The sequence below is a fragment of the Pseudomonas sp. B21-021 genome (genome assembly GCF_024749205.1).
Classification (GTDB): domain Bacteria; phylum Pseudomonadota; class Gammaproteobacteria; order Pseudomonadales; family Pseudomonadaceae; genus Aquipseudomonas; species Aquipseudomonas paraglycinae.
The window spans coordinates 3,532,091-3,556,652 of sequence record NZ_CP087192.1 but is presented as its reverse complement, the minus strand read 5'-3'; the positions used below and the strand labels follow the sequence as shown (position 1 = coordinate 3,556,652).

Below are 24,562 nucleotides of genomic sequence, written 5' to 3'. Positions count from 1 at the left end.
TCGACCGCTCCCGCGCAGAGCGTGGGAGCGATCTTTCGCGATAAACTCCCGGCACTTTGAATGGGAACCACTGAAATGACCGAAGACACCATCAAGCGCCGGGCACGCGGTCTGGACCGGGCGTTCGATATCCTCGATTTCCTCAAGGAAATCGGCCAGCCACTGCGTCCGAACGACATCGCCAACGGCATAGGCAGCCCGAAATCCACGGTCTACGAACTGGTGGCCTCGTTGCTCGAACGGCGGATTCTGGAGCCGGTGGGCAAGGACGGTCATGTCTATCTCGGTCGTCAGTTGTACTTCCTGGGCCAGGCGCATTTGCGTCACTTCGACCTCAGTCGCGAAGCCGATCACGCCTTGCAGGAGATCGTCAGTCAGACCCGGGAAACCGCGCAGATGTGCCTGCTCAACGGGCGCAAATACACGGTGGCGCTGATGAAGGAGGGCGAGCGGCATTTCCGCATTTCTTCCGATATCGGCGAAAACGCGCCGATCCCGTGGACCGCCTCCGGGCGGCTGCTGCTGGCGCACTTGAGTGATCAGCAGATCAGCGACCTGATCGACCCTGACGACTTCATCCTGCCGGGTGGCGAACGCCTGCCGATGGAGACGTTTCTGGCGGAAATCCGTCAGGCCGGCATCGACGGCTTCTTCTCGTTCGACAGTGTCGCCGACACCTTCACCCATTGCTTCGCCGCCCCGGTCAAAGACCCTCAAGGCGTTGCCATCTGCACCCTGTGCATCGTCGCCCCGCGCGCTGATGCCAAAAACAATTACAACGACTATCGCCGGGTCTTGATCGAGAGCGCCAACAGCCTCGCCCGGCGAATCAACGAATAACCGCGCCCGCGAGCGGGCGCGACTGTGAGGAGTTCGACCATGACGACTGCCAACAACACTGCTGCCGTGGAAAAGGGCGATGCTGCCCTCGGCGCGCAACTGGTGCGTGACATCAGCCTGCCGGCGCTGGTGCTGCATCGCGAAGCGCTGGAACACAACATCCGCTGGATGCAGAAATTCGTCAGCGACAGCGGCGCCGAACTCGCGCCCCACGGCAAGACCAGCATGACCCCGGCGCTGTTTCGTCGTCAGCTCGACGCCGGCGCGTGGGGCATCACCCTGGCCAGCGCCACCCAGACCCGCGCCGCTTACGCTCACGGCGTGCGCCGGGTGTTGATGGCCAACCAATTGGTCGGCACACCGAACATGGCGCTGATCGCCGATCTGTTGGCGGCCGATTCCGGCTTCGATTTCTATTGCATGGTCGATCACCCGGACAACGTCGCCGATCTGGGTGCTTACTTTGCGTCCCGTGGCGTGCGTCTGAATGTAATGATCGAATACGGCGTGGTCGGCGGCCGTTGCGGTTGCCGCAGCGAGCAGGAAGTCATCGAACTGGCCAAGGCCATCGGCGCACAACCGGCGCTGGCCCTGACCGGCATCGAAGGTTACGAAGGCGTGATCCATGGCGATCACGCCGTGACCGGCATCCGTGAATTCGCCGCCTCGCTGGTGCGCCTGGCGGTGCAGTTGCAGGACAGTGGCGCGTTCGCCATCGCCAAGCCGATCATCACCGCGTCGGGTTCGGCGTGGTACGACCTGGTCGCCGAATCGTTCGAAGCGCAGAACGCTGGCGGGCGTTTCCTCAGCGTGCTCCGTCCCGGCAGTTACGTGGCTCACGACCATGGCATCTATAAAGAGGCGCAGTGCTGCGTACTCGACCGTCGCAGCGATCTGCACGAAGGCCTGCGCCCGGCGCTGGAAGTCTGGGCTCACGTGCAGTCGCTGCCGGAGCCGGGGTTTGCGGTGATTGCCCTGGGCAAGCGTGACGTGGCGTTCGATGCCGGGATGCCGGTGCCGCTGCTGCGTTACAAGGCCGGTGTGCTGCAGGAGGTGGGCGACGATGTCGGCGCCTGCAAGGTGACGGCGGTGATGGACCAGCACGCGTTCATGACCGTGGCGCCGGGCGTGGAATTGCGCGTTGGCGACATCATTTCCTTTGGCACTTCGCACCCGTGCCTGACCTTCGACAAGTGGCGCGTAGGGCTGCTGGTGGACGAGCAGCTGTCGGTGATCGAAACCATGGAAACCTGCTTCTGATGAACACGCTCAGTCCATTGGGTCCGAACACCCCGCGTATCGCCCTGATCGGCGAATGCATGATCGAACTCCAGCAACGTGCCGATGGCAGCCTGCAACAGAGCTTTGGCGGTGACACGCTGAATACGGCGGTCTATCTGTCCCGCGCCATGGGCGACAAGGCGCAGGTCGATTACGTCACGGCGCTGGGTGACGACAGCTTCAGTGACGCGATGTGCCGCATTTGGGCCGACGAAGGCATTGGTCTGGATCTGGTCCAGCGCTTGCCCGGTCGTTTGCCGGGCCTGTATTGCATCCAGACCGATGCTGCCGGGGAGCGCCGCTTCCTTTACTGGCGCAACGAAGCCGCAGTGCGCGACTGCTTCACTACGCCAGCCGCCGCACCGATTTTGGCTGCGCTGCCGGATTACGACGTGCTGTATTTCAGCGGTATCACGCTGGCGGTACTCGGCGCTCAGGGGCGGAAGAAACTGATTCAGACCTTGATTGAGGCCCGCCAGCGTGATGCGCGGATCGTCTTCGACAACAACTATCGGCCACGCCTGTGGGCTTCGGTGGAAGAGGCGCGGGCCGCTTATCGCAGCGTGTTGCCCCATGTCGATCTGGCGTTGCTGACGGTGGACGACGAGCAGGCGCTGTTCCATTTCGAGGACTGTGATGCGGTGTTTGAAGCGTACGCGCAGATCGGCACGCCGGAAGTGGTGCTCAAGCGCGGCGCTGAAGCTTGTCTGATCCGTTGTGACGGGGAAGCGTTTGAGGTGCCGGCGCAGAAGGTCGAGAAGGTGGTGGACACCACGGCGGCGGGGGATTCGTTCAGTGCGGCGTATCTGGCGAGTCGCTTGTCCGGCGCAAGCCCGACGGAAGCGGCGCAAGCCGGGCATCTGTTGGCGAGCCAGGTTATTCAGGTCCCGGGCGCTCTGATTCCGAAGTAATCGGTGAATGGCCGATTGCCGGGCAATCGGATCGCGAGCAGGCTCGCTCCCACAGTGGTTGAGTGTCGTTCACAGCTCTTATGTGGGAGCGAGCTTGCTCGCGATTTGGGCCCGAAGGCAAACACTCAATCTCGGTAAAACACCTGCACCAGGTGATACCCGAATTTGCTCTTGATCGGCCCGTGCACGGTGCGCAGCGGTTTCTTGAAGATCACCGCGTCGATCGCACCGACCATCTGCCCCGGCCGCACTTCACCCAGATCGCCGCCACGCTTGCCGGACGGGCAGGTCGAAAATTTCTTCGCCAGCACATCGAACGCTTCACCGTTGGCGATGCGTTGCTTGAGTTTTTCAGCCTCTTCGGCGGTCTTCACCAGAATGTGGCGGGCTTGGGCTTTCATCGTGCAATACCTGTAGCGGGGTGACGGCGGGGCGCGGATTATGCCTCAAGTCACGGGTTTTGGCTGATCATCGTGCGGATCTTGCCGGCCAGCTGCTCGATGGAAAACGGTTTGGCGACCATGTCCATGCCGTCCTCGAGGAAGCCCTGACGCTCGGCGGCTTTCTGCGCGTAACCGGTCATGAACAACACCTTGAGGCCCGGACGATGCTGCCGGGCGATCTCCGCCATTTGCCGGCCGTTCATGCCCGGCAGGCCGACGTCGGTCACCAGCAGGTCAACCCGCAGATCCGATTCGAGCAACGGCAGGGCGCCCTTGGCGTCTTCGGCTTCATGGGCGCGATAACCCAGCTCCTTGAGCAGGTCCATGACCAGCATGCGCACCGCCGGATCGTCCTCGACCACCACCACGGTTTCGCCGGTTGCCACGGCGGGAGCCTCGGTGACCGTTTCGATGACCGGCCGCTCCGGTTCCAGTGCATACAAACGCGGCAAGTACAGGCGCACGCAGGTGCCCTGACCCGGCAGGCTGTCGAGGCTGACGTGTCCGCCGGATTGCTGGGCAAAGCCATAAATCATCGACAACCCGAGCCCGGTGCCCTGGCCGATCGGCTTGGTGGTAAAGAACGGATCGAACGCTTTGGAGCGTACCGAAGGCGTCATGCCGGTACCGTTGTCACTCACCGCCAGCATCAGGTAATCCCCGGCCTTGACCGGTTCGAGGGTGGTGATGTCGTTGCCGTCGAGGTAGACGTTGGCGGTTTCGATCAACAGCTCACCACCGTCGGGCATGGCATCGCGGGCGTTGATCACCAGGTTGAGCAGGGCGTTTTCCAGTTGGCTGACATCGGTGCTGACCGACCATACGTTGTCGGCCAGGCGCAACTTGAGCTCGATCGGATCACCCTTGGTGCGGCGGATCAGGTCTTCCAGCGAGTGGATCAGTTCATTGACGTTGATGGTTTTGCGATCCAGCGACTGACGCCGGGAGAACGCCAGCAGACGGTGGGTCAGTGCCGCCGCGCGGTTGGCCGAGGACACCGCCGCGTCGGTGAAACGACCGATTTCATCGGCGCGGCCACTGGCGATGTAGCGCTGCATCAGATCGAGGCTGCCGATGATGCCGGTCAGCATGTTGTTGAAGTCGTGGGCGATGCCGCCAGTGAGCTGGCCGACCGCTTCCATTTTCTGCGCGTGGCGCAGGGCGTCTTCGGCGCGCTCGCGTTCGAACATCTCGTTCTGCAAACGCTGGTTGGCCTGGGCCAACTGCTCGGTACGTGCGCTGACACGTTCCTCAAGGGTTTCATTGAGGTTGCGCAGCGCTTCTTCGGTCTTTTTGCGTTCGGTTTCGTCGATCACGAAGATGTAGAAACCGTTCACCGCACCGTCCGCACCGTGGCGCGGCAGGTAGTTCATCAGGGCATGCCGCTGGCTGCCGTCGCGGTGCGGCGTGTACAGGCTGAACGAGCAGGGACGACCGGCCAGGGCTTCGGCGATGTACGGCGCCCGCAGGAAATAGGCCTCTTCGCCGATGACCTCGCGGATCGTGCGACCGTACAGCTCCTGCGGCGTGAGCCCGTACCAGTCGAGGTACGCGGCGTTGTTCAGGCGAAAACGTTCTTCGTGGTCGACATAGCTGATCAGGATCGGCATGGCGTTGATGATCAGTTGCAGCTCGGTCTGGCTTTGCCGCAGTGCCTGTTCGGTGTGCTTGCGCTCGGTCAGATCCAGCGCGGCGCCGAGGAAACGCATCGGCCGGCCATGATGATCCTTGTAGCAGCGCCCGCGCGCGAACACCCAGCGCAGCTCGCCATTGGCTTGCAGCAGGCGGTATTCCTCGGCGTATTCGGTGCCGTGGGTGATGCAATGCTTGATGCTGCGGGCAATCAGCGCGCGGTCTTCGGGGTGCACGCCGTGCAGGTATTCGCTGATCGGCAACTGCCCGGCCAGCGCCGGATCGATACCGTGCAACTGGGCGAAGTGCGCATCGGCGATGAAGCGATCTTCGCCGATGTCCCAATCCCAGGTGCCGACCGCATCGGTGGCCGCCAGCGCCAGTTGCAGGCGTTCTTCGCTTTCACGCTGGGCCTTGAGGCTGTCTTCGGAGCGCTGCTGCAATTCCAGGGCGATGCGCCGGCGTTCGTTGGTTTCGATGGCGGTGACCAGAATGCCAGCCACTTGCGCGCTTTCGTCGCGGATCGGGCTGTAGGTCAGGTCCAGCCAGAAATCGGAATCCTGGCCGTCCCGTTGCAGGGTAAAACGCCGTTCGCTGTAGGTTCGCACCTGGCCTTGTAGGACCGCGCTGTAAATCGGGTCGGTAAAGTCTCGAAGTTCCGGCCATATCTGGTGCGCCGGTTGTCCGAAAGCGTGCGGATGCTTGCTCCCGGCGAGCAACGCGAAGCCGTCGTTGTAGATCTGGGTCAGGTGCGGGCCCCACAACAGCAGCATCGGCATCGGCGAGTGAATCACGATGTCCACCGCGGTGCGCAGGCTCTGTGGCCAGGTGCCAGCGGCGCCCAGCGGGCTGCGGCTCCAGTCGGTGCGGGCAATCAATGCCTGGGCGTCGTTGGTGTTCGGTACAGCGTTCATCACATCAATCCTGGGCGTCGGTCGGTGAGGCGGCGTCTACTATCCTAGTGCGGTAGACGCTGTAAGGCCCGTCGCGTCACGACGCACGGTCTTAAGTTCATTGAAAGCTTCGCAGGTGCTTTTGGCCATGGAAATCGATGCATTGCTCAAACAACTGGCGAGCCGCCACGGTTCGGATCTGTTCCTGTCCACGGGCGCACCGCCCAGTGCGCGGTTCGACGGGGTGCTGACGCCCTTGAGCGAGCAGCCGTTCAAACCGGGCGAAGTGGCGACTGTCGCCGCCTCCCTGATGGACGCCGAGCAGCGCCGGGAGTTCGACCGGGATCTGGAAATGAACCTGGCGATTTCCCGCACGGGTATCGGGCGCTTCCGGGTCAACATCTTCAAACAGCGCAACGACGTGTCGATCGTGATCCGCAACGTCAAACTCGACATTCCTCGATTCGAAGACCTGAAACTGCCGTCGGTATTGCTCGAATCGGTGATGCTCAAGCAAGGCCTGATCCTGTTCGTCGGCGCCACCGACTCGGGCAAATCCACGTCGCTGGCGGCACTGATCGATCATCGCAATCGCCACAGCAGCGGGCACATCATCACCATTGAAGACCCGGTGGAATACATCCATCGCCACAAGAAATCGATCATCAACCAGCGCGAAGTCGGGGTCGATACCCGCAGCTTTCACGCAGCGCTGAAAAACACCCTGCGCCAGGCCCCGGACGTGGTGCTGATCGGCGAAATCCGTGACCGCGAGACCATGGAACATGCGCTGGCCTTCGCCGAAACCGGGCATCTGGTGCTGTCGACATTGCACGCCAACAACGCCAATCAGGCGCTGGACCGGATCATCAACTTCTTCCCCGAAGAGCGCCGCCCGCAATTGCTGCATGGCTTGGGCAATCACCTCAAGGCGTTCGTCTCCCAGCGTCTGGTACGAACCCGGGACGGTCAGCGACGCGCCGCCGCCGAGGTGATGCTCGGTACGCCGACGATTGCCGATCTGATCCGGCGCAATGACTTTGGCGAGCTGAAAACCATCATGGAAAAATCGGCGGAACTGGGCATGCAGACCTTTGACGCTGCACTGTTCGCGCTGGTAGCAGAAGGGGTGATCGATGAAGACGAGGCACTGAAAAATGCTGATTCGGTCAACAACCTGCGCCTGCGTCTGAAGCTGCACGCCGACACCATGCCGTCCCCACCGCCCTCGACCGGCGAGTGGGGACTGATGGACTGACAGGCTTCAGTCGCGAAGTTCGACCCGATTGCGAAACTGCTCAAGCGCTTGCGGATTGGCCAGCGCATCGGTGTTTTTCACCGGTTCACCGTGCACCACATTGCGCACGGCCAGCTCCACCACTTTGCCGCTGATGGTGCGCGGGATGTCAGTGACCGCGACGATCTTCGCCGGCACATGGCGCGGCGTGGTGTTGGCGCGGATCACCTGGCGGATCTGCTGTTGCAGTGCCTCATCCAGCGTTACGCCGTCCTTGAGGCGCACGAACAGCACCACGCGCACGTCATCCTGCCACTGTTGGCCGATGGCGACGCTGTCCAGCACTTGCGGGACTTTCTCCACCTGACGGTAGATTTCCGCCGTGCCGATGCGCACGCCGCCGGGGTTGAGCACGGCATCAGAGCGGCCGTGAATCAGCATTCCGCCGTGGGGTAGCTGTTCGGCGTAGTCACCCTGGGCCCAGACGCCGGGGAACTGGCTGAAATAGGATTTGCGCAACTTCTCGCCGTCGGGATCGTTCCAGAGTCCGATGGGCATTGCCGGGAATGGTCGAGTGCATACCAACTCACCTTTTTCGCCGATCACCGGTTGCCCGGCGTCATTCCACACTTCCACCGCCATGGCCAGGCTCTTGCCCATGATTTCACCCCGGCGGACCGCCGACATCGGGTTGCCGTTGACGAAGCAGGACACGATGTCCGTACCGCCGGACATCGAGGACAGGCACACATCCGGTTTGAAGTCGCGATAGACGAAGTCGTAACTCTGCGGCGACAACGCGGAGCCGGTGCACAGCAGGGTTTTCAGGTGGCTCAGGTCGTAGCTTTCGCGCGGCTTGATGCCGCTGCTTTCCAGGGTCGCGAGGAATTTCGGGCTGGTGCCGAACACGCTGACCTGCTCGTCGTCGAGCAGCTCCAGCAATCGCTCGTTGTCCGGATAAAACGGTGAGCCGTCATACAGCATCACCGCGCTGCCGACCGCCAGTGCCGAGACCAGCCAGTTCCACATCATCCAGCCGCAGGTGGTGTAGTAGAACAGACGGTCGCCGGGGCCCAGGTCGACATGCAGCCCGTGCTCCTTGGCGTGTTGCAGCAACACGCCGCCAGTGCTGTGAACGATGCATTTGGGTACGCCGGTGGTGCCGCTGGAATACAGCACGTACAGCGGATGATCGAAGGGTACCGGGACGAACTGCGGCTCATCGCCCGGCTCATAGAAGTCGTCCCACAACGTGACGTTGGCGGGTGTCCGGTAATCCGTGGCATGGGCGTGGGGGCGCGCGTAAGGCACGATGATCAGCTGTTGCAGAGACGGCAGCTGTTCGAGGATTTCGTTGATCTTGACGGTCTGGTCGATCTCTTTGCCGGCGTAACGGTAACCGGCACAGGTGATGAGTACTTTCGGTTCGATCTGGCCGAAGCGGTCGATCACGCCGTGGGTGCCGAAGTCCGGCGATGAGCACGACCAGATCGCCCCGAGACTGGTGGTCGCGAGCATCGCCACCAGGGTTTGCCAGGTGTTGGGCATGCACGCGGCAACCCGGTCGCCGAGCACAACACCGGCCGCTTGCAGGCTGGCCTGGAAGCCGGCGACCTGTTGGGCCAGTTCGGCCCAGGTCAGCAGTTCACGCTGGCCGTTTTCGCCGATAGCGATCACGGCGATGGCATCGTCGCGGCGACTCAGCAGGTGTTCGGCAAAATTCAGGGTAGCGCCGGGAAACCACTCGGCGCCCGGCATTTTCAGGCCGCCACGCAGAACGGCGTCCGGTTGGGTGTGAAAACTGATGCCGAAGAAATCCACGATCGCCTGCCAGAACGCTTCGCGCTGGTCGATGGACCATTGATGCAGGGCCGGGTAGTCGTCGAGCTTCAGGTGGTGGCGCTGATTGATGAAGCGCCGAAAGCCGTCCATGCGGGACCGGGCAATGCGTTTGGCATCGGGCTGCCAGAGAATGTCGGACATGGTTTGCCTCTTATTGTTGGTCAGAAAGCTCCCACTGTGGCGTGGGAGCGATCAGTTACGAACTTACTGCGCCAGCCACCCACCATCGATATTCCACGCCGCGCCACGCACCTGGCTGCCGGCCTCGCTGCACAGAAACAGCACCAGTTCACCCAGATGCGCCGGGGTGACGAACTCCAGCGACGGCTGCTTCTCGGCCAGCAGATCGTGTTGCGCCTGCTGCGGGTCGACACCTTTGGCCGCTCGATCATCAATCTGTTTCTGCACCAGCGGCGTCAGCACCCAGCCCGGGCAGATCGCGTTGCAAGTGACATTGCTGGCGGCGGTTTCCAGGCCGACCACCTTGGTCAGGCCGATCACGCCATGCTTGGCCGCCACATACGCGGCTTTGCCGGTGGAACCGACCAGACCGTGCACCGAAGCGATGTTGATGATCCGCCCCCAACCCTTGGCGCGCATGCCCGGCAAACTCAGGCGAGTGCTGTGAAACACCGATGACAGGTTGATCGCAATGATCGAGTCCCAGCGCTCCACCGGAAACTCTTCCACCGTCGCGACGTGCTGGATGCCCGCGTTGTTGACCAGAATGTCCACGCCGCCGAACTCGCGTTCGGCGTAGGCGATCATGTCGGCGATCTGCGCCGGGTCGCTGACGTCTGCCGGGTGATGGCCGACCTTGCCGCCGAACTGCTCGACTTCGGCGATCACCTTCGACGCATCGCCAAAACCGTTGAGGATCAGGTTGGCGCCGGCCTTGGCCAGCGTCAGGGCGATGCCCAGCCCGATGCCGCTGGTGGAGCCGGTAACCAGTGCGGTCTTGCCAGAAAGAGTCGTCATCTATACCTCACACAATGCCAGTGGCGTAGAAAGTGCCGATCACCACGAAAACCGCCAGGGTCTTGATCAGCGTAATACAGAAAATGTCCTTGTAGGCCTCACGGTGAGTCAGGCCGGTGACGGCGAGCAGGGTAATCACCGCGCCGTTGTGCGGCAGCGTGTCCATGCCGCCGCTGGCCATCGCGGCCACCCGGTGCAGCACCTCCAGCGGAATGTTGGCGGCGTGGGCGGCGCTGATGAATTGTTCGGACATCGCTGCCAGCGCGATGCTCATGCCGCCCGAAGCAGAACCGGTGATACCGGCCAGCAGGGTCACGGTGATCGCTTCGTTGACCAGCGGATTGGGAATGCTTTTGAGCCAGTCGGCCAGCACCAGGAAACCCGGCAACGAGGCGATGACCGCGCCGAAACCGTATTCCGACGCGGTGTTCATCGCCGCCAGCAGCGCACCGCTGACTGCGCTTTTGCTGCCTTCGGCGAGCTTGCTTTTGATCGCTTTAAAACCGAACGCCAGCACCATCAGGATGCCGACCAACAGGGCTGCCTGCACCGCCCAGATCGCGGTCAGTTTGGCGATTTCGGTGGTGACCGGTGCGGCCATGCCCGGCAGCGCGAGGCTGTGGGTCTTGCCGTACCACTGCGGAATCCACTGGGTGAACAGCAGGTTCATGATGCCCACCGCCAGCAGCGGCGACAGGGCAATCCACGGGTTGGGCAACTTCAGGTCTTCGGCGGTTTCCGGTTCGTTGCGCAGTTCGGTGCCGTAGCCTTCACCGGCACGCTGAGCCTTGTTGCGCTGGCGCTGCAGAAACAGCATGCCGGCGCAGAACACGAAAATCGTGCCGATCACACCCAGCCACGGCGCTGCCCACGCGGTGGTGTTGAAGAAGGTGCTGGGGATGATGTTCTGGATTTGCGGTGTGCCGGGTAGGGCGTCCATGGTGAACGAAAACGCGCCGAGGGCGATGGTTGCCGGGATCAGGCGTTTGGGGATGTTGCTCTGACGGAACATTTCCGCTGCGAACGGGTAGACCGCGAACACCACGACGAACAGCGAAACGCCGCCGTAGGTGAGCAGGGCGCAGACCAGCACGATCACCAGCATCGCTTGGCGGGTGCCGAGCAGACGAATCGCTGCCGCGACGATCGAGCGCGAGAATCCCGACAGTTCGATCAGCTTGCCGAACACGGCGCCGAGCAGGAACACGGGAAAATAGAGTTTGATGAAGCCGACCATCTTTTCCATGAACACCCCGGTGAAAGCAGGGGCGACGGCGGACGGGTCGGTGAGCAGGACGGCGCCGAGAGCGGCGATCGGGGCAAAAAGGATAACGCTGTAGCCACGGTAGGCCGCGAGCATCAGCAGCGCAAGGGCTGCCAAGGCGATGATCACACTCATGGTGTGCTCCTTCGATTGTTATTTTTGTGGGTGGAACGGGTGTGGGAGGGCTATAGCGAGATCTGTGCCAGATGGTTAAGTTATTGAAATAAAAGGAATTAATTTGATATTTGGCGGTGGTTTTCGGGGTTTTGTCTCTGTTTGGAGACTTCTATGGCTGTGAGGACGCTTTCGCGGGCAAGCCCGCTCCCACATTCGTATGCATTTCCCTGTGGGAGCGGGCTTGCTCGCGAAGCTTTTGATCTTGTCCCTTTATGGAGAATTGAGTCTCTTTATTGAGACTCTACGATCCCGAGCGCAATCATCTTCTTGTATAGCGTCGAACGACCCAGTCCAAGCCGCTCAGCCGCCTCGATCACCTTGCCCCCGCATTGCGCGAGGGTGAATTGAATCAACTGCCGGTCAAACCGCTCGCGGGCCTGACTGAAGGTCTCGTGGGTTGCCGGCTCTGACAGAGGCGCCAGTGCTCGCTCAACCGGTGTAAACGTGCCAATTGCCGCCCGAATGTCATCCGCCGTCAGCATCAAGTCATCACTGAGCAACGCCGCCCGCTCCAGTACATTGCGCAGCTCGCGGATATTCCCCGGCCAGGCGTGCTGGCCCAGCAGCTCCAGCGCTTCGCGGTTCAACTCGTGCTGACTGCGCAACTCCTCAAGAATCGCTTCACTGAGCGCCGGCAGATCGTCCAGCCGTTCCCGCAGCGGCGGCACCTGAATCGGCAGCACGTTGAGCCGGTAGTACAAATCCGCGCGAAACTCTCCGCGCTTGATCGCCGCCTCCAGATCCGTCGAGGTGGCTGCAATCACCCGCACATCGCTCTGGATCACGTCGTTGGAGCCTACGGGCTCGAATTCCTTTTCCTGCAACACTCGCAGCAATTTGCTTTGCAGCGGCAGCGGCATGTCGCCAATCTCGTCGAGAAACAGCGTCCCGCCCTGGGCAATCTGCAACTTGCCGGTGCGGCCTTTGCGATCGGCTCCGGTGAAGGCGCCGGGCGCGGTGCCGAAGAACTCGGCTTCGAGCAGCGCTTCGGGAATCGCTGCGCTATTGATGCTGACGAACGCCTTGTGCGCCCGGGGCGATGCACCGTGGATGGCCTGCGCCAGTAACTCCTTGCCGCTGCCGGTCTCGCCCAGCAACAGAACCGGCGACGCGGCACTCGCGCTGCGGCGGGCACGACGTTTGACTTCCAGGCTGGCAGCGCTGGTGCCGATGAAATGGGCGAAGTTGTATTTGGTCTGGCGGGCGCGCAGCAGCGAACGGGTCGAGGCCAACTCCTCCTGCATGCTCAGGTAGCGCTTGAGCATCGGCGACAGGGTGCGCAATTCGTCGAACAGCGCAAAGCCGATGGCGCCGATCACCGCCCCGGCGTCGTCATGGATCGGCAGGCGCATCACCACCAGCGGTTCTTTCGGGGTGTCCTGCATGTCCAGCAGAATCGGCCGCCCGGTGCGCACCACTTCGCGCAGCAGGCTGCCGGGGATCACGCTTTCGCAGGGTTTACCAATGGCCCCGGCGGCGGAGTCGAGCCCGAAGCGCCGGGCATAGCGCTCGTTCATCCAGACGATGTTCGCGTCGCGGTCGACAATCACCGTGCCTTCACTGGATTGCTCGATGATCTCGAACAACGAACGGATCGCCAGCGTGCGGACCCGTTGGTAATCCTTGAGGCTTTCGGTGGTGTTCATGGCGGCGTCCATTGGCGGAAGTCAGGTGGCGCGATTATGCCTATCCCGGATGCGCCGCCGCCAACAGCTCTTTGGTATAGGGATGCTGCGGTGAATCGAATACGTCGTGGCTGGCGCCGCGTTCGACCACCTTGCCGTCCTTGATCACGATCATGTCGTGGGCCAGTGCGCGTACCACTGCAAGGTCGTGGCTGATGAACAGATACGTCAGGCCATGTTTTTCCTGAAGCTGGCGGAGCAGGGCGACCACCTGTTTCTGCACAGTGCGATCCAGTGCCGAAGTCGGCTCGTCGAGCAGGATCAATGCAGGCTTCAAGACCAGCGCCCGGGCAATCGCGATGCGTTGGCGCTGGCCTCCGGAAAATTCATGGGGATAGCGATGACGGCTTTCAGGGTCGAGCCCGACTTCCTTGAGCACGCGGATCACCTGGTCGTCGCACTCGTCGGCAGTGGACTGGCAATGCACCTCCAGCCCTTCGCTGATGATCTGCGCCACCGACATGCGCGGGCTGAGGCTGCCGAACGGGTCCTGGAACACCACCTGCATCTGTCGGCGCCACGGCCGCATCTGCTTCTGGTCGAGACCGTCGAGTGCCGTGCCCTGGAAGCGAATGCTGCCCTTGGAGTCGAGCAGCCGCAGGATCGCCTGACCGAGGGTCGACTTGCCCGAACCGGACTCGCCGACGATGCCCAGCGTCTTGCCACGCTGGATGTTCAGGCTGATGCCATCCACCGCGCGCAGGTATTGCTTGCGCTGGAACAGCCCGCCGCCGACCGTAAAGTCGACTCGTAAATCATCGACTTCCAGCACGTTTTCGCGCTCGTCCCGGGGCAGCGCTTCGCCCTCCGGTTCAGCGTTGAGCAATACGCAGCTGTAAGGGTGTTTCGGCTCGGTGAACAGGGTTTCGCACGGCGCCTGCTCGACGATTTCCCCGGCCTTCATCACGCACACCCGTTGGGCGATGCTGCGCACCAGATTGAGGTCATGGCTGATCAGCAGCAGCGACATGCCCAGGCGCCGTTGCAGGGACTTGAGCAGCAACAGGATCTTGCGCTGCACGGTCACATCGAGGGCTGTGGTTGGTTCGTCGGCGATCAGAAGTTCGGGCTCGCAGGCCAGGGCCATCGCGATCATCACCCTTTGACGCTGGCCGCCGGACAGCTGATGCGGATAAGCCTTCAGCCGTTCTTTCGGTTTCTGGATGCCCACCAGTTCGAGCAGTTCGAGGATCCGCGCCTGAGCTTCCTTGCCGCCGAGGCCACGGTGCAGCAACAGGGTTTCGCCGATCTGCTTTTCAATCGTGTGCAACGGATTGAGCGAGGTCATCGGCTCCTGGAAAATCATGGCGATGCGGTTACCCCGCAGGTCGCGCAGGGTCTTGGGATCGGCACCGACCAGTTCCTGCCCACGATAGCGGATGCTGCCGGTGGTCCGGGCATCGCATTCGGGGAGCAGTTGCAGGATCGAGTGGGCCGTCACCGATTTGCCCGAGCCCGATTCGCCGACCAGTGCCAGGCACTCGCCGGGGCGGATGTCCAGGCACAGGTTGCGAACCACGGCCTGGCCATGGAAGGCGACGCTGAGGTCACGGATTTCGATCAGATTGTCAGTCATATCAAGGTTCCGTTCATGAGCGCGGGTCAAAGGCATCGCGCAGCGCTTCGCCGATGAATACCAACAGGGAAAGAATCAGCGCCAGGGTGAAAAACGCGGTCAATCCGAGCCACGGCGCTTGCAGGTTCTGTTTGCCCTGACCGATCAACTCGCCCAGCGATGCGCTGCCGGCGGGCATGCCGAAACCGAGGAAGTCCAGCGCAGTCAGGGTAGAAATCGCCCCGGTCAGAATGAAGGGCAGATAGCTCAGGGTTGCGTTCATCGCGTTGGGCAGGATGTGCCGGACAATCACTTTGCGATCGCTCAAGCCCAAAGCCCGGGCAGCCTTGACGTACTCCAGGTTGCGGCCGCGCAGAAACTCGGCGCGTACCACGTCCACCAGCGCGAGCCAGGAAAACAGCGCCATGATCCCCAGCAGCCACCAGAAGTTCGGCTCGACAAATCCCGAAAGGATGATCAGCAGGTAAAGCACCGGCAATCCCGACCAGACCTCCAGCAAGCGCTGGCCGAGCAGATCGACCCAGCCGCCGTAATAACCCTGCAGGGCACCAGCTGCGATACCGATCAGGGCGCTGACGAAGGTCAGCATCAGGGCGAACAGGATCGACACCCGGGCGCCGAAGATTACCCGAGCCAGTACGTCGCGCGCCTGATCGTCGGTGCCCAGCCAGTTGACCGAAGTCGGCGGGCTCGGCGCCGGTTTGTTGAGGTCGTAGTTCGGGGTGTCGTCACTGAACGGAATCGGCGGAAACAGCAGCCAGCCACCGTCCTTGCGGATCAGCTTCTGCACGTAATCGCTGCGGTAATCCGCCTGGAACGGCAGTTGTCCGCCGAACTCCTGCTCAGTGTGGCGTTTGAACACCGGGAAGTACCACTGGCCCTGATAACTGACGACCAATGGCTTGTCGTTGGCGATCAGTTCGCCGCCGAGGCTAAGCAGGAACAGTCCGATAAACAGCCACAGCGACCACCAGCCCCGGCGGTTTTTCTTGAAACGTTCGAAGCGGCGACGGCCCAGAGGCGAGAGCTTGAACATCAGGCGTTCCTCGCGGCGAAGTCGATGCGCGGGTCGACCAGCGTGTAGCACAGGTCGCCGATCAGTTTTATCAGGAGGCCGAACAGGGTGAAGATGAACAGCGATCCGAACACCACCGGATAGTCCCGGGACACCGCCGCTTCGTAACTCATGCGCCCAAGGCCGTCGAGGGAGAAGATCACTTCGATCAGCAATGAGCCGGCAAAGAATACGCTGATGAACGCCTGGGGAATGCCCGACACCACCAGCAGCATTGCGTTGCGGAACACGTGTCCGTAGAGCACACGGTTTTCGCTCAGGCCTTTGGCGCGCGCGGTGACCACGTACTGGCGGGTTATTTCATTGAGGAACGAGTTTTTGGTGAGGATGGTCAGGGTGGCGAAACCGCCGATGACCAACGCCGTGACCGGCAGCACCAGATGCCAGAAGTAGTCGGTGATCTTGCCCAGCGTCGACAGGGATTCGAAGTTGTCGGACACCAGCCCGCGCACCGGAAACCAGTTCAGCGAGGTGCCGCCGGCGAACACCACGATCAGGAACATCGCGAACAGGAATGCCGGCATGGCGTAGCCGATGATGATCGCCGTGCTGCTCCAGATATCAAAATGGCTGCCGTGGTGCACGGCTTTGCGGATGCCCAGCGGGATCGACACCAGATAAGTGATCAGCGTCGCCCACAGCCCGAGGGAAATGGTCACGGGCATTTTCTGCAGGATCAGGTCGGTGACCGTGGCGCCACGGAAGAAGCTTTTGCCGAAATCCAGCTGCGCGTAGTTCTTGAGCATCAGCCACAGGCGTTCATGGGCGGGTTTGTCGAAGCCGTACTGTTTTTCGATGTCCTTGATCAGTTGCGGATCGAGGCCACGGCTGGCGCGGGACGTGCCGCTCATGGTCTCGCTCGCACCGCCGCCGACACTGGCGCCGCCGATGCCTTGCAAGTGGGCGATGGCCTGTTCCACCGGACCACCCGGCGCGGCCTGGATGATCACGAAGTTGACCAGCAGAATGATCACCAGCGTCGGGATGATCAGCAGCAGGCGCCGCAGTATGTAAGCCCACATCAGTGCGGCCCTCCGGGTCTGCCACGGTTGATTTTCTCGGCCGTCATCTGCTGGTTGGTCAGCGGCGTGCTGCTGATTTCCCACCAGCTCTCGATCGCCTCGTCATTGCTCGCCTGCACGGTGGGAATGCCGAAACGGTTCCACCACACGGTCGACGTGCCCGGCGGGTAATAGTTGGGAATCCAGTAGTAGTTCCATTGCAGCACCCGGTCCAGCGCATGGGCGTAACGCAGCATGTCGGCCTGGGTCGAGGCGCGGATCAGGCCGTTGATCAAGGTGTCGACCGCCGGGTTCTTCAGCACCATGTAATTGTTGGCGCCCGGGTCGTTGGCCGATGCCGAACCGAAGTAGTTCAACAGTTCGCCGCCGGGGGAGGTGGTGACCGGGTAGCCGGTGACGATCATGTCGTAGTCACGACTCATCAGGCGATTGACGTACTGCGAGGAGTCGATGCGACGGATGTCGAGGTTGATGCCGATCTGCTTCAGCGTGCGCTTGTACGGCAGCAGCAGGCGGTCCATGCCGTTCTGGCTGACCAGGAAGGTGAAGCTCAACGGCTCGCCACGATCATTGACCAACTGGTCGCCATCGGGTTTCCAGCCTGCCTGTTCCAGCAGCTCCAGCGCTTGCAGTTGTTTGTCGCGGATAATGCCGCTGCCATCGGTCTTCGGCGCTTCGAAGACCTGAGTGAACACCTCGTCGGGAATCTGTCCGCGCAAGGGTTTTAGAATCTTCAGCTCGGCGGCGTCCGGCAGTTTGCGGGCGGCCAGATCACTGTTGGAAAAGTAACTCTGCTGGCGGATGTACATGTTGCGCATCATCTGCCGGTTGCTCCACTCGAAATCCCAGAGCATGGCCAGTGCCTGGCGAACGCGGCGATCCTGGAATATCGGCTTTTGCAGGTTGAACACGAAGCCCTGGGCCGACTGCGGCGCTTCGGTGGCCAGGTGAGCCTTTTGCAGACGACCGTCGCTCAGGGCCGGGCTCTCGTAACCGATGGAGTAGCCGGTGGCGGAGAACTCACGGTTGTAGTCGTAGGCGCCGCCGCGCAGGACCTGGCGGGCGACGTCGGTGTCGCCGAAATACTCGATGCTGAAGTGATCGAAGTTGTACAGGCCACGGCTGACCGGCAGGTCCTTGCCCCACCAGTCGGGATTGCGTTCAAAGGTGATGCTGCGTCCGGAGTCGACCTTGCCGACTCGATACGGGCCACTGCCCAGCGGCGGTTCATAGCCGCCACCACCGGCGAAATCACGGGTCTTCCACCAATGCTCGGGAAATACCGGCAGCGTGGCGATATCGAGCGGCAGGGTGCGGTTTTCGTTGCTCTTGAAATCGAAACGCACGGTGAGCGGGGCTTCGACTTCGACGCCTTTGACGTCGGCGAACTGGGTGCGATAACGCAGGCTGCCCTGGGTCATCAGCAAGTCATAGGTGTAGCGCACGTCTTCGGCGGTGATTGGCTTGCCATCGGCAAAGCGAGCCTTGGGGTTGATAAAGAAGCGCAACGACAGGCCGTCCTCCGATCGCTCCATTTTCTGCGCTACGAGGCCGTATACGGTGTAGGGCTCGTCCATCGAGCGCTGGGCAAGCGGGGAATACAGCAGGCCGTCGATCTGGCTGACGCCGATGCCTTTATCTATATACGGCAGGACGTGGTCGAAGTGGCCGATCTCGATGGCCGAGCGGCGCATCGTCCCGCCCTTGGGCGCCCGGACGTTGGTGTAATCGAAGTGACTGAAGCCGGGCGGGTACTTTGCCGGTTCGCCATAGACGGTCATCGCATGCTGGGGTGCGGCGTCCACACCGGTGATCCCAAGCAGCAGGGTCACGGCAGTAAACATCAATGTCGGGAAAGCCAGTCGCATTGTCAGCCTTAAAGCCGGGTAATCGATAAGCGCAATTTGTACGCGAGCGGCGCGCCGTTCGCCAGCGGTGTGGTGTAACCAAAACAAAACGGCCCGCCATCAGGCGGGCCGTTGCACAGCAGGTCGGGCTGAATATCAGTCCTGACGGCTGGTGACTTCCAGCAGGTGGTAGCCGAACTGGGTCTTCACCGGGCCTTGCACGACGTTGATCGGCGCGCTGAATACCACGGTGTCGAATTCCTTGACCATCTGGCCAGGACCGAACGAACCCAGGTCGCCGCCCTGACGGCTGGACGGGCAGGTGGAGTTGGCCTTGGCCACTTCGGCGAAATCAGCGCCACCTTCGATCTGGGCCTTGAGTTCGTTGCACTTGGCTTCGCTGGAAACCAGGATGTGGCGGGCAGTGGCTTTAGCCATGGGGAAACTCTCCAATCAAATCAGTAAAGGGGGGAGCCTACCGGATTCAGTGGCCGATTTCTCGGCAAAGTTCCATTCGCTCGTCTGATACCGGTCGCTACAGATTAGCTGCTTGCAGGCGCAAGGCGTGTTCCACGTAGAGCTGGATCGGATCGTTCTCCGTGGTGCGCTGACCGATGCCCCGACGCAGGCTGCGCAAATGGTCGAGCGGATAATCGGAGCGGATCACGGTGCCGAGGTGAGAGCTGAAACGGCCGACAAAACCGTCGTTCTGCGCGGGTTCTGTAATGAAATATTCCGACAGGGCCAGGCAGATGCCTTGCACCGGGTCGAGGGCCTGCGCGGTCAGCTCCGGCACAACGCCACTCCACGAATAATAGCGAACACCATCGACCCGCTCGGCACCCTGGCCACCCCAGGTTTCGGGAAGGCCCTGCGGGTATTTGTCATTGAATTGGCCGACACCTTCCGTCGTCAGCGCATTGAGTGCCGCCAGTGCATGGCGAGGCAGTGTTTTGTGCCCGCTGAGCAGAGATAAAAAGTTGGAAAACAACGTAGCTACGTTCTGGGCCACGGTCTCCGGCAGCCGTCCGGGGATCAATGCCTTGCGCAGGAAGTCCGCCAGCTCCGAACCGTGATTGGGACCGCTGACCGAGGTCACGGAAGCGACCTTGTGTGGCACATGCGCCGCAGCATACCGAGCCGTCAGTGCGCCCTGGCTGTGTCCGATCAGGTTGACTTTTGTCGCGCCTGTGCCTCGGAGCACGGAGTCGATCTGCGAAAGCAATTGCTCGCCTCGCACTTCGTTGTCATGAACCGCGGACATGTGCGGCACGAATACCTGCACCCCGACAGCCTTGAGCGCCTGTTTGACGTCATGAAACAGTTCGAAAGGGCCAATGCGCTCGAATCCGAACAGACCATGCACCAACAGTACGGGATAGAGAGTTGTGGCATTTCGTTGCACTTTTCGTCCTTGATCGCAGAGATTCATCGATGTTGTCTGCGTGCCACTCTAAAACAGTCGTTGCGCACGTGATGCCTGAAGAGTCTTTCTAGTGGGGTGGAAACTGGATCAGTGTGCGTATGAAATTTCACTTTTGAATGAAATCCGGTTCTGAATATTTGGAGGGGTCTAGCCTCGGCGAATGTATTTTTCCCATTTTTGCCTACTCGACCCTGTGCCTTTAGCTCTGTCTCGCCGGGTGCCCGGCTGACATCGTGGAGGCGATGAAGCGCGTTAAATAAAGGCTCTTTGACGCAGCCCGCCGGCGTGTCATTTCCAGGGAATGGAGCAGCGAATGAACATGACGGATGAACGGGTAACGGCTTCGCAAGTGCGAGGCATGGGGATGGATGCTGAACGGGTCGGGGTCTTCGGACATTGTCGGACACGCGAACACGCTTTATCGCTGCCCGAACCCGCAATCGATTCGCTGGAGGGTACAGTTCTTGATCCCTCTCTGAATCGGGTAGTCGTGCGGATCGCCCCCTATCCAGGAATGGCCTGTGGGGACAGGGTCGTGTTGAGCTGGTGCGGCTACGATATCGAAGGTATGCCGTATCAACATGAAATCACGCGATTTGTCAGCGAAGCCCAGTTGGGCAGGGAGATCGTTCTGGTCGTTCGGGGCAATCACATCGCGGCGCTGGACGGAGGTTCGCTGGAGGTGTTCTGGACATTGACCAGTGCCTCGCATCCGGAGCCACTGATTTCCTTGCGCAGGCAACTGGATGTCGGAGATGTTCGTTACAGCCTCATGCCGGTCACCCTCGAGGACGCTGTCGGGGGCAGTCTCGACCCCGCGCGCGTCATCGACGGGACCTCGGTCACGCTTCAGCCTTATGCCGGAATGTGTGTCGGCGACCGGGTGCGGTTGATCTGGGAGGGGCCGGTGCATGACAAATCACTTCGAGACACGCTGATAGTCGAGTCCTTTGCTGTCGGTCGGCCTCTGGTGCTGGGGATCGCACCTGAATTCATCACGCCGCATCTCGGCGGGGAAGTGGTGATTCGATACTGTGTCGAACAGCAAAGCGGAGCGATTCGCGAGTCAGGTGTGACGCGGATCAGCATTGCTCCTCTTGAAAGAGGTGAGCTGGTGGCACCCCAGGTGCTCGAAGCCAATGACGGGGTGCTCGATGTGCAGGATGCAATCGACGGTGTCAGTGTATTGATCAGTGATGCGCGGGTCGAAGAGGGTGAGCTGGTTTATCTCAAGTGCGACGGCGAGTCATTCTTTCACCGCGATGACCGCGAAATAATCAGCGGAATGGCCATGCAACCTTTGGTCTTCATCGTGCCGTATCGATTCTGGCGCGAACATGTGGACACCCTTGTGCAAGTGTCCTATTCGGTCGAGAGGCTTGATGATGTGAGTCAGATGTCCAGCGTGACCCTGCTGCGGGTAGTGCAGGGTTGATGCGTCGACGTTGAGCGTCGGCTGGCCCTCCGGGTGAATCACGCACCGGAGGGCGGCTTGACTGTCAGGCCTGTTGTCGAATGCGTTGCGCGGCGTCCAGCAACAGGCGTTCTGTTGCATCGAATCCGAGGCAGCCATCAGTCACCGAAACGCCATAACGCAGCGACTCGCTCAGGGGCTGGCATCCTTCGAACAGATGCGACTCGAGCATCATGCCGATCAATGAACGATTGCCTTGCAGTCGTTGTTCCAGCACATCGTTGAACACGCCCGGCTGGCGGAGCGGGTCCTTGCCACTGTTGGCATGGCTGCAATCGACCATGATCCGGCTCGGAATTTTCAGGCGGTTCAAATCGGTATTGATGACGGCAACGCTATCGCGGTCGTAGTTCGGCCCTTGGTGACCACCACGCAGCACCAGGTGGGTGTCCGGGTTGCCCGCGGTCTGGATGATTGCCGGGTGGCCCTGGCTGTCAACGCCGAAATGGCGATGGGCATGCGCTGCCGAACGCATTGCGTCAACGGCGACGGTCACACCGCCATCGGTGCCGTTCTTGAAGCCAACCGGCATGCTCAGTCCGCTGGCCATTTCCCGGTGGATCTGGGATTCGGTCGTGCGGGCGCCAACGGCGACCCAGCTCAGCAAGTCATCGAAGTACCCGGCAGCCATGGGCTGCAGCAATTCGGTGGCAATCGGGAGCCCGAGGCGGATCATTTCCAGCATCAGTTCGCGCGACAGCGTGAGGCCGGCCGCCATGTCGTCGCTGCCATTCAGATGAGGATCGTAGGCGAGGCCTTTCCAGCCGACGGTGGTGCGAGGCTTTTCGACGTAGGCACGCATCACGAGCAGCATGTCATCACGGACTTCTTCGGCCAGACGCGCCAGTTTGCTGGCGTATTCGAGCGCGGACTCGGGATCGTGTATCGAGCAGGGGCCGACGATCACCAGCAAGCGCGGGTCATGGCCATCGAGAATCGCGCGGACCGCCTGGCGGTGGGCGGCGACCTGCTGGTTCAGCGCATTGCTCAGAGGCAATTGCTGTTTGAGTTGCAGCGAACTCGGCAGACGCAGGGTCAATGCTTCGTTGGCAGGGTTCAGGGTGGACAGTGGCAGAGCAGAAACGGACGAGTTCATATTCGGTCTTCCTGGGCGGATGGCGGGGGCGTCCCGCTCACTCGGCCCTACTGGGGTGTTCGACAATTGGCCGGATTGGCTACGTGTGTTGGCTTGCCACCTGTGGGTGACCGATCGGAGGCGGCAGGCTGTCCCGAGCGGAGGCTGGTAAATCGCCAAGCGGTAAAACTGTCGTAACGGTAATAAGTGGCGTAGTTCATTGGTTGAATCCTCAAAGTGTCTGGTGTGTTGCTGAAAAAGTCAGGGCCTGAAAAAACAAAACCCCCGGTCGGGAGGCCGACCGGGGGTTGAGAAATCTCTGGTAGGCGACCCGTTCAAATGGGCGCCGTGTGGGTATCAGGCGCGCCAGTGGCTAAACCAATACCCAAAATAAAAGCTTGCAGGAGCAGCGCAGACGCCGTTCACCCGGGCAGCCGCAACCGAGCGCGAGGCGCTGGCGGTACGAAGCTGTGAGAGGGTATTGAACATGAGCTGTCTCCAAAGAATGCGCCGAGCTTACTAGAGGCGGCTGCGCGTCAGCAATCAGAAATTGCTATCGGAGGCACAAGAGGGCCTCTATGTGTTGAGCGCCCGCCAAGGTGTGACACACTCTGCTTTCTGAACGTGTGCTCAAGGAACGGGCGTGAATTTGAAGAAGATCGAGGCAGGAATGAGTTTTGAGCTGCGCCAGGCAACCTCCGCCGACCTGTCGTTTGTACGAGAGCTGACTTGCCGAAACATGCTCCGCTACTACATTCACTATGAGTTGCTGTGGCAGGACGAGGCGTTTGATGTTGCCTGGGCCGGGCGTGAAAACTGGTTGATCCTTCGTGAAAGCGAATTGCTGGGCTATTTCAGTCTGAGTCGTGATGCTCGGGCCGTGTATATCCGCGAATTGCAGATCGTCGAAAGCGCTCAAGGGAAGGGCGCGGGATCCTGGGCGATCGATCAGGTTGTTGCGATGGCTCGGCTGGAGCGTCGCCCGGCGTTGCGCCTGACGGTGTTCAAAAACAATCCGGCGCAAAACCTGTATCGAAGAAAAGGAATGTTTGTGCAAGGCGAGGACGAGTGTTTCCTGCGAATGCAGCTCGATTTCAGTACACCTGTGCTCTGAAACCCACGGCTGGCAAGCCCTCGATGAAGAATTGAAACTTTTTATATGTCGCTTGCCGCTAGGTCTGCCCGGCACTTTTTGCTAAGGTGTCCGGCATCCCAATAAGACCATATCGCGAGGTGTCTGCTTGATTAGGGTGCTAGTGGTCGACGACCATGATCTCGTTCGTACAGGCATTACACGGATGCTGGCCGATATCGATGGCCTGCAGGTGGTAGGCCAGGCCGAGTCCGGGGAAGAATCCCTCATCAAGGCTCGTGAGTTGAAGCCTGACGTGGTGCTGATGGACGTCAAGATGCCGGGCATCGGCGGCCTCGAAGCCACGCGCAAACTGTTGCGAAGTCATCCCGACATCAAAGTGGTCGCGGTCACCGTGTGTGAGGAAGATCCGTTTCCTACACGGTTGTTGCAGGCCGGTGCGGCGGGGTATCTGACCAAGGGCGCCGGGTTGCCGGAAATGGTTCAGGCCATTCGCCTGGTGTTTGCCGGCCAGCGCTATATCAGCCCGCAGATTGCCCAGCAGTTGGCCATCAAATCCTTTCAGCCGACCAATGATTCGCCGTTCGATGCGTTGTCGGAGCGGGAAATCCAGATTGCGTTGATGATTGTCGGCTGTCAGAAGGTTCAGATCATTTCCGACAAATTGTGCCTGTCGCCGAAAACCGTTAACACCTACCGCTACCGCATTTTCGAGAAGCTATCGATCAGCAGCGATGTCGAGCTGACGCTGCTGGCGGTTCGACACGGCATGGTTGATGCCAGCCTCTGAC

General features: G+C 61.1%; 20 protein-coding genes. 7 read left to right on the top strand and 13 right to left on the bottom strand.

The genetic code is table 11. From position 1 onward, the window contains the following. Nucleotides 1–75 precede the first annotated feature (75 nt). From LOY31_RS15860 to LOY31_RS15850, 3 genes are read left to right on the top strand one after another with little or no spacing between them, the layout of a single operon-like run. Entirely contained in the window at nt 76–840 is a 765-nt protein-coding gene (locus LOY31_RS15860; RefSeq protein WP_085603279.1) for an IclR family transcriptional regulator, read from the top strand. A gap of 39 nt (nt 841–879) precedes the next feature. Further along, nucleotides 880–2,100 (top strand): amino acid deaminase, encoded by a 1,221-nt coding sequence (locus tag LOY31_RS15855; RefSeq protein ID WP_258711818.1) that lies wholly within the window; start codon nt 880–882, stop codon nt 2,098–2,100. Continuing rightward, a complete protein-coding gene (locus LOY31_RS15850) occupies nt 2,100–3,032 on the top strand; it encodes a sugar kinase (protein WP_085603283.1) in 933 nt (310 codons plus the stop codon). The genes LOY31_RS15855 and LOY31_RS15850 overlap by 1 nt, the downstream gene beginning before the upstream one ends. A gap of 125 nt (nt 3,033–3,157) precedes the next feature. On the opposite strand, the gene LOY31_RS15845 is transcribed toward LOY31_RS15850, so the two are convergent. Both LOY31_RS15845 and LOY31_RS15840 read right to left on the bottom strand, forming a co-directional pair. Further along, nucleotides 3,158–3,433, bottom strand: coding sequence for a peptidylprolyl isomerase (locus tag LOY31_RS15845; protein WP_007952044.1), 276 nt, complete (start codon nt 3,431–3,433; stop codon nt 3,158–3,160). A gap of 50 nt (nt 3,434–3,483) precedes the next feature. Further along, entirely contained in the window at nt 3,484–6,021 is a 2,538-nt protein-coding gene (locus tag LOY31_RS15840; protein WP_085603285.1) for a PAS domain-containing protein, read from the bottom strand. Nucleotides 6,022–6,148: 127 nt separating this feature from the next. Here LOY31_RS15840 and LOY31_RS15835 point away from each other — a divergent pair, with 127 nt between their 5' ends. Beyond that, nucleotides 6,149–7,258: a PilT/PilU family type 4a pilus ATPase gene (locus LOY31_RS15835; RefSeq protein ID WP_258711817.1), complete on the top strand. Its 1,110-nt coding sequence runs from the start codon at nt 6,149–6,151 to the stop codon at nt 7,256–7,258. Between the two features lie 6 nt (nt 7,259–7,264). Here LOY31_RS15835 and LOY31_RS15830 read toward each other — a convergent pair whose 3' ends face one another. The 10 genes from LOY31_RS15830 to LOY31_RS15785 all read right to left on the bottom strand — a co-directional run bounded on the left by LOY31_RS15830 (nt 7,265) and on the right by LOY31_RS15785 (nt 20,108). After that, the gene (locus LOY31_RS15830) at nt 7,265–9,220 is read right to left on the bottom strand and encodes an acetoacetate--CoA ligase (RefSeq protein ID WP_258711816.1); all 1,956 of its coding nucleotides are present in this window, start codon (nt 9,218–9,220) and stop codon (nt 7,265–7,267) included. Nucleotides 9,221–9,283: 63 nt separating this feature from the next. Beyond that, nucleotides 9,284–10,057 carry a 3-hydroxybutyrate dehydrogenase gene (gene hbdH / locus LOY31_RS15825; RefSeq protein WP_085603292.1) on the bottom strand — a complete coding sequence of 258 codons (774 nt, stop codon included), beginning with the start codon at nt 10,055–10,057 and terminating at the stop codon, nt 9,284–9,286. Nucleotides 10,058–10,064: 7 nt separating this feature from the next. Continuing rightward, the gene (locus tag LOY31_RS15820; RefSeq protein WP_007952055.1) at nt 10,065–11,456 is read right to left on the bottom strand and encodes a GntP family permease; all 1,392 of its coding nucleotides are present in this window, start codon (nt 11,454–11,456) and stop codon (nt 10,065–10,067) included. A 272-nt stretch (nt 11,457–11,728) separates the two neighbouring features. Then, nucleotides 11,729–13,144, bottom strand: a complete 1,416-nt coding sequence (locus tag LOY31_RS15815) for a sigma-54-dependent Fis family transcriptional regulator (protein WP_085603296.1) — start codon at nt 13,142–13,144, stop codon at nt 11,729–11,731. 40 nt (nt 13,145–13,184) lie between these two features. Beyond that, the gene (locus LOY31_RS15810) at nt 13,185–14,759 is read right to left on the bottom strand and encodes an ABC transporter ATP-binding protein (protein WP_221535041.1); all 1,575 of its coding nucleotides are present in this window, start codon (nt 14,757–14,759) and stop codon (nt 13,185–13,187) included. Between the two features lie 13 nt (nt 14,760–14,772). Beyond that, nucleotides 14,773–15,795, bottom strand: a complete 1,023-nt coding sequence (locus tag LOY31_RS15805) for an ABC transporter permease (RefSeq protein WP_007952058.1) — start codon at nt 15,793–15,795, stop codon at nt 14,773–14,775. After that, complete coding sequence (locus LOY31_RS15800) at nt 15,795–16,856, bottom strand: microcin C ABC transporter permease YejB (RefSeq protein WP_007952064.1); 1,062 nt, start codon at nt 16,854–16,856, stop codon at nt 15,795–15,797. Before LOY31_RS15800 ends, LOY31_RS15805 begins: the two co-directional genes overlap by 1 nt. Further along, nucleotides 16,856–18,724 (bottom strand): extracellular solute-binding protein, encoded by a 1,869-nt coding sequence (locus LOY31_RS15795; RefSeq protein WP_258711815.1) that lies wholly within the window; start codon nt 18,722–18,724, stop codon nt 16,856–16,858. Before LOY31_RS15795 ends, LOY31_RS15800 begins: the two co-directional genes overlap by 1 nt. 135 nt (nt 18,725–18,859) lie before the next feature. Continuing rightward, nucleotides 18,860–19,141 (bottom strand): peptidylprolyl isomerase, encoded by a 282-nt coding sequence (locus LOY31_RS15790; protein WP_007952068.1) that lies wholly within the window; start codon nt 19,139–19,141, stop codon nt 18,860–18,862. Between the two features lie 97 nt (nt 19,142–19,238). Continuing rightward, nucleotides 19,239–20,108, bottom strand: a complete 870-nt coding sequence (locus LOY31_RS15785; protein ID WP_258711814.1) for a triacylglycerol lipase — start codon at nt 20,106–20,108, stop codon at nt 19,239–19,241. Nucleotides 20,109–20,442: 334 nt separating this feature from the next. Between LOY31_RS15785 and LOY31_RS15780 the strand changes: the two genes are divergently transcribed. Further along, a complete protein-coding gene (locus LOY31_RS15780) occupies nt 20,443–21,564 on the top strand; it encodes a hypothetical protein (RefSeq protein ID WP_221535038.1) in 1,122 nt (373 codons plus the stop codon). A gap of 64 nt (nt 21,565–21,628) precedes the next feature. Here the strand turns inward: LOY31_RS15780 and LOY31_RS15775 are convergent, their stop codons facing one another. Continuing rightward, nucleotides 21,629–22,699, bottom strand: a complete 1,071-nt coding sequence (locus LOY31_RS15775) for a 3-deoxy-7-phosphoheptulonate synthase (RefSeq protein WP_221535037.1) — start codon at nt 22,697–22,699, stop codon at nt 21,629–21,631. A 649-nt stretch (nt 22,700–23,348) separates the two neighbouring features. On the opposite strand from LOY31_RS15775, the gene LOY31_RS15770 reads away from it, so the two are divergent. Beyond that, nucleotides 23,349–23,792 carry an N-acetyltransferase gene (locus LOY31_RS15770; protein WP_221535056.1) on the top strand — a complete coding sequence of 148 codons (444 nt, stop codon included), beginning with the start codon at nt 23,349–23,351 and terminating at the stop codon, nt 23,790–23,792. 127 nt (nt 23,793–23,919) lie between these two features. Then, entirely contained in the window at nt 23,920–24,561 is a 642-nt protein-coding gene (gene uvrY, locus LOY31_RS15765) for a UvrY/SirA/GacA family response regulator transcription factor (RefSeq protein ID WP_032829778.1), read from the top strand. Nucleotide 24,562 lies beyond the last annotated feature (1 nt).

Excerpts from the sequence above, each read along its gene's own strand:
- LOY31_RS15860 (WP_085603279.1), top strand. The coding sequence starts at position 76 with ATGACCGAAGACACCATCAAGCGCCGGGCACGCGGTCTGGACCGGGCG.
- LOY31_RS15855 (WP_258711818.1), top strand. The coding sequence starts at position 880 with ATGACGACTGCCAACAACACTGCTGCCGTGGAAAAGGGCGATGCTGCC.
- LOY31_RS15850 (WP_085603283.1), top strand. The coding sequence starts at position 2,100 with ATGAACACGCTCAGTCCATTGGGTCCGAACACCCCGCGTATCGCCCTG.
- LOY31_RS15845 (WP_007952044.1), bottom strand. The coding sequence starts at position 3,433 with ATGAAAGCCCAAGCCCGCCACATTCTGGTGAAGACCGCCGAAGAGGCT.
- LOY31_RS15840 (WP_085603285.1), bottom strand. The coding sequence starts at position 6,021 with ATGAACGCTGTACCGAACACCAACGACGCCCAGGCATTGATTGCCCGC.
- LOY31_RS15835 (WP_258711817.1), top strand. The coding sequence starts at position 6,149 with ATGGAAATCGATGCATTGCTCAAACAACTGGCGAGCCGCCACGGTTCG.
- LOY31_RS15830 (WP_258711816.1), bottom strand. The coding sequence starts at position 9,220 with ATGTCCGACATTCTCTGGCAGCCCGATGCCAAACGCATTGCCCGGTCC.
- hbdH (WP_085603292.1), bottom strand. The coding sequence starts at position 10,057 with ATGACGACTCTTTCTGGCAAGACCGCACTGGTTACCGGCTCCACCAGC.
- LOY31_RS15820 (WP_007952055.1), bottom strand. The coding sequence starts at position 11,456 with ATGAGTGTGATCATCGCCTTGGCAGCCCTTGCGCTGCTGATGCTCGCG.
- LOY31_RS15815 (WP_085603296.1), bottom strand. The coding sequence starts at position 13,144 with ATGAACACCACCGAAAGCCTCAAGGATTACCAACGGGTCCGCACGCTG.
- LOY31_RS15810 (WP_221535041.1), bottom strand. The coding sequence starts at position 14,759 with ATGACTGACAATCTGATCGAAATCCGTGACCTCAGCGTCGCCTTCCAT.
- LOY31_RS15805 (WP_007952058.1), bottom strand. The coding sequence starts at position 15,795 with ATGTTCAAGCTCTCGCCTCTGGGCCGTCGCCGCTTCGAACGTTTCAAG.
- LOY31_RS15800 (WP_007952064.1), bottom strand. The coding sequence starts at position 16,856 with ATGTGGGCTTACATACTGCGGCGCCTGCTGCTGATCATCCCGACGCTG.
- LOY31_RS15795 (WP_258711815.1), bottom strand. The coding sequence starts at position 18,724 with ATGCGACTGGCTTTCCCGACATTGATGTTTACTGCCGTGACCCTGCTG.
- LOY31_RS15790 (WP_007952068.1), bottom strand. The coding sequence starts at position 19,141 with ATGGCTAAAGCCACTGCCCGCCACATCCTGGTTTCCAGCGAAGCCAAG.
- LOY31_RS15780 (WP_221535038.1), top strand. The coding sequence starts at position 20,443 with ATGAACATGACGGATGAACGGGTAACGGCTTCGCAAGTGCGAGGCATG.
- LOY31_RS15775 (WP_221535037.1), bottom strand. The coding sequence starts at position 22,699 with ATGAACTCGTCCGTTTCTGCTCTGCCACTGTCCACCCTGAACCCTGCC.
- LOY31_RS15770 (WP_221535056.1), top strand. The coding sequence starts at position 23,349 with ATGAGTTTTGAGCTGCGCCAGGCAACCTCCGCCGACCTGTCGTTTGTA.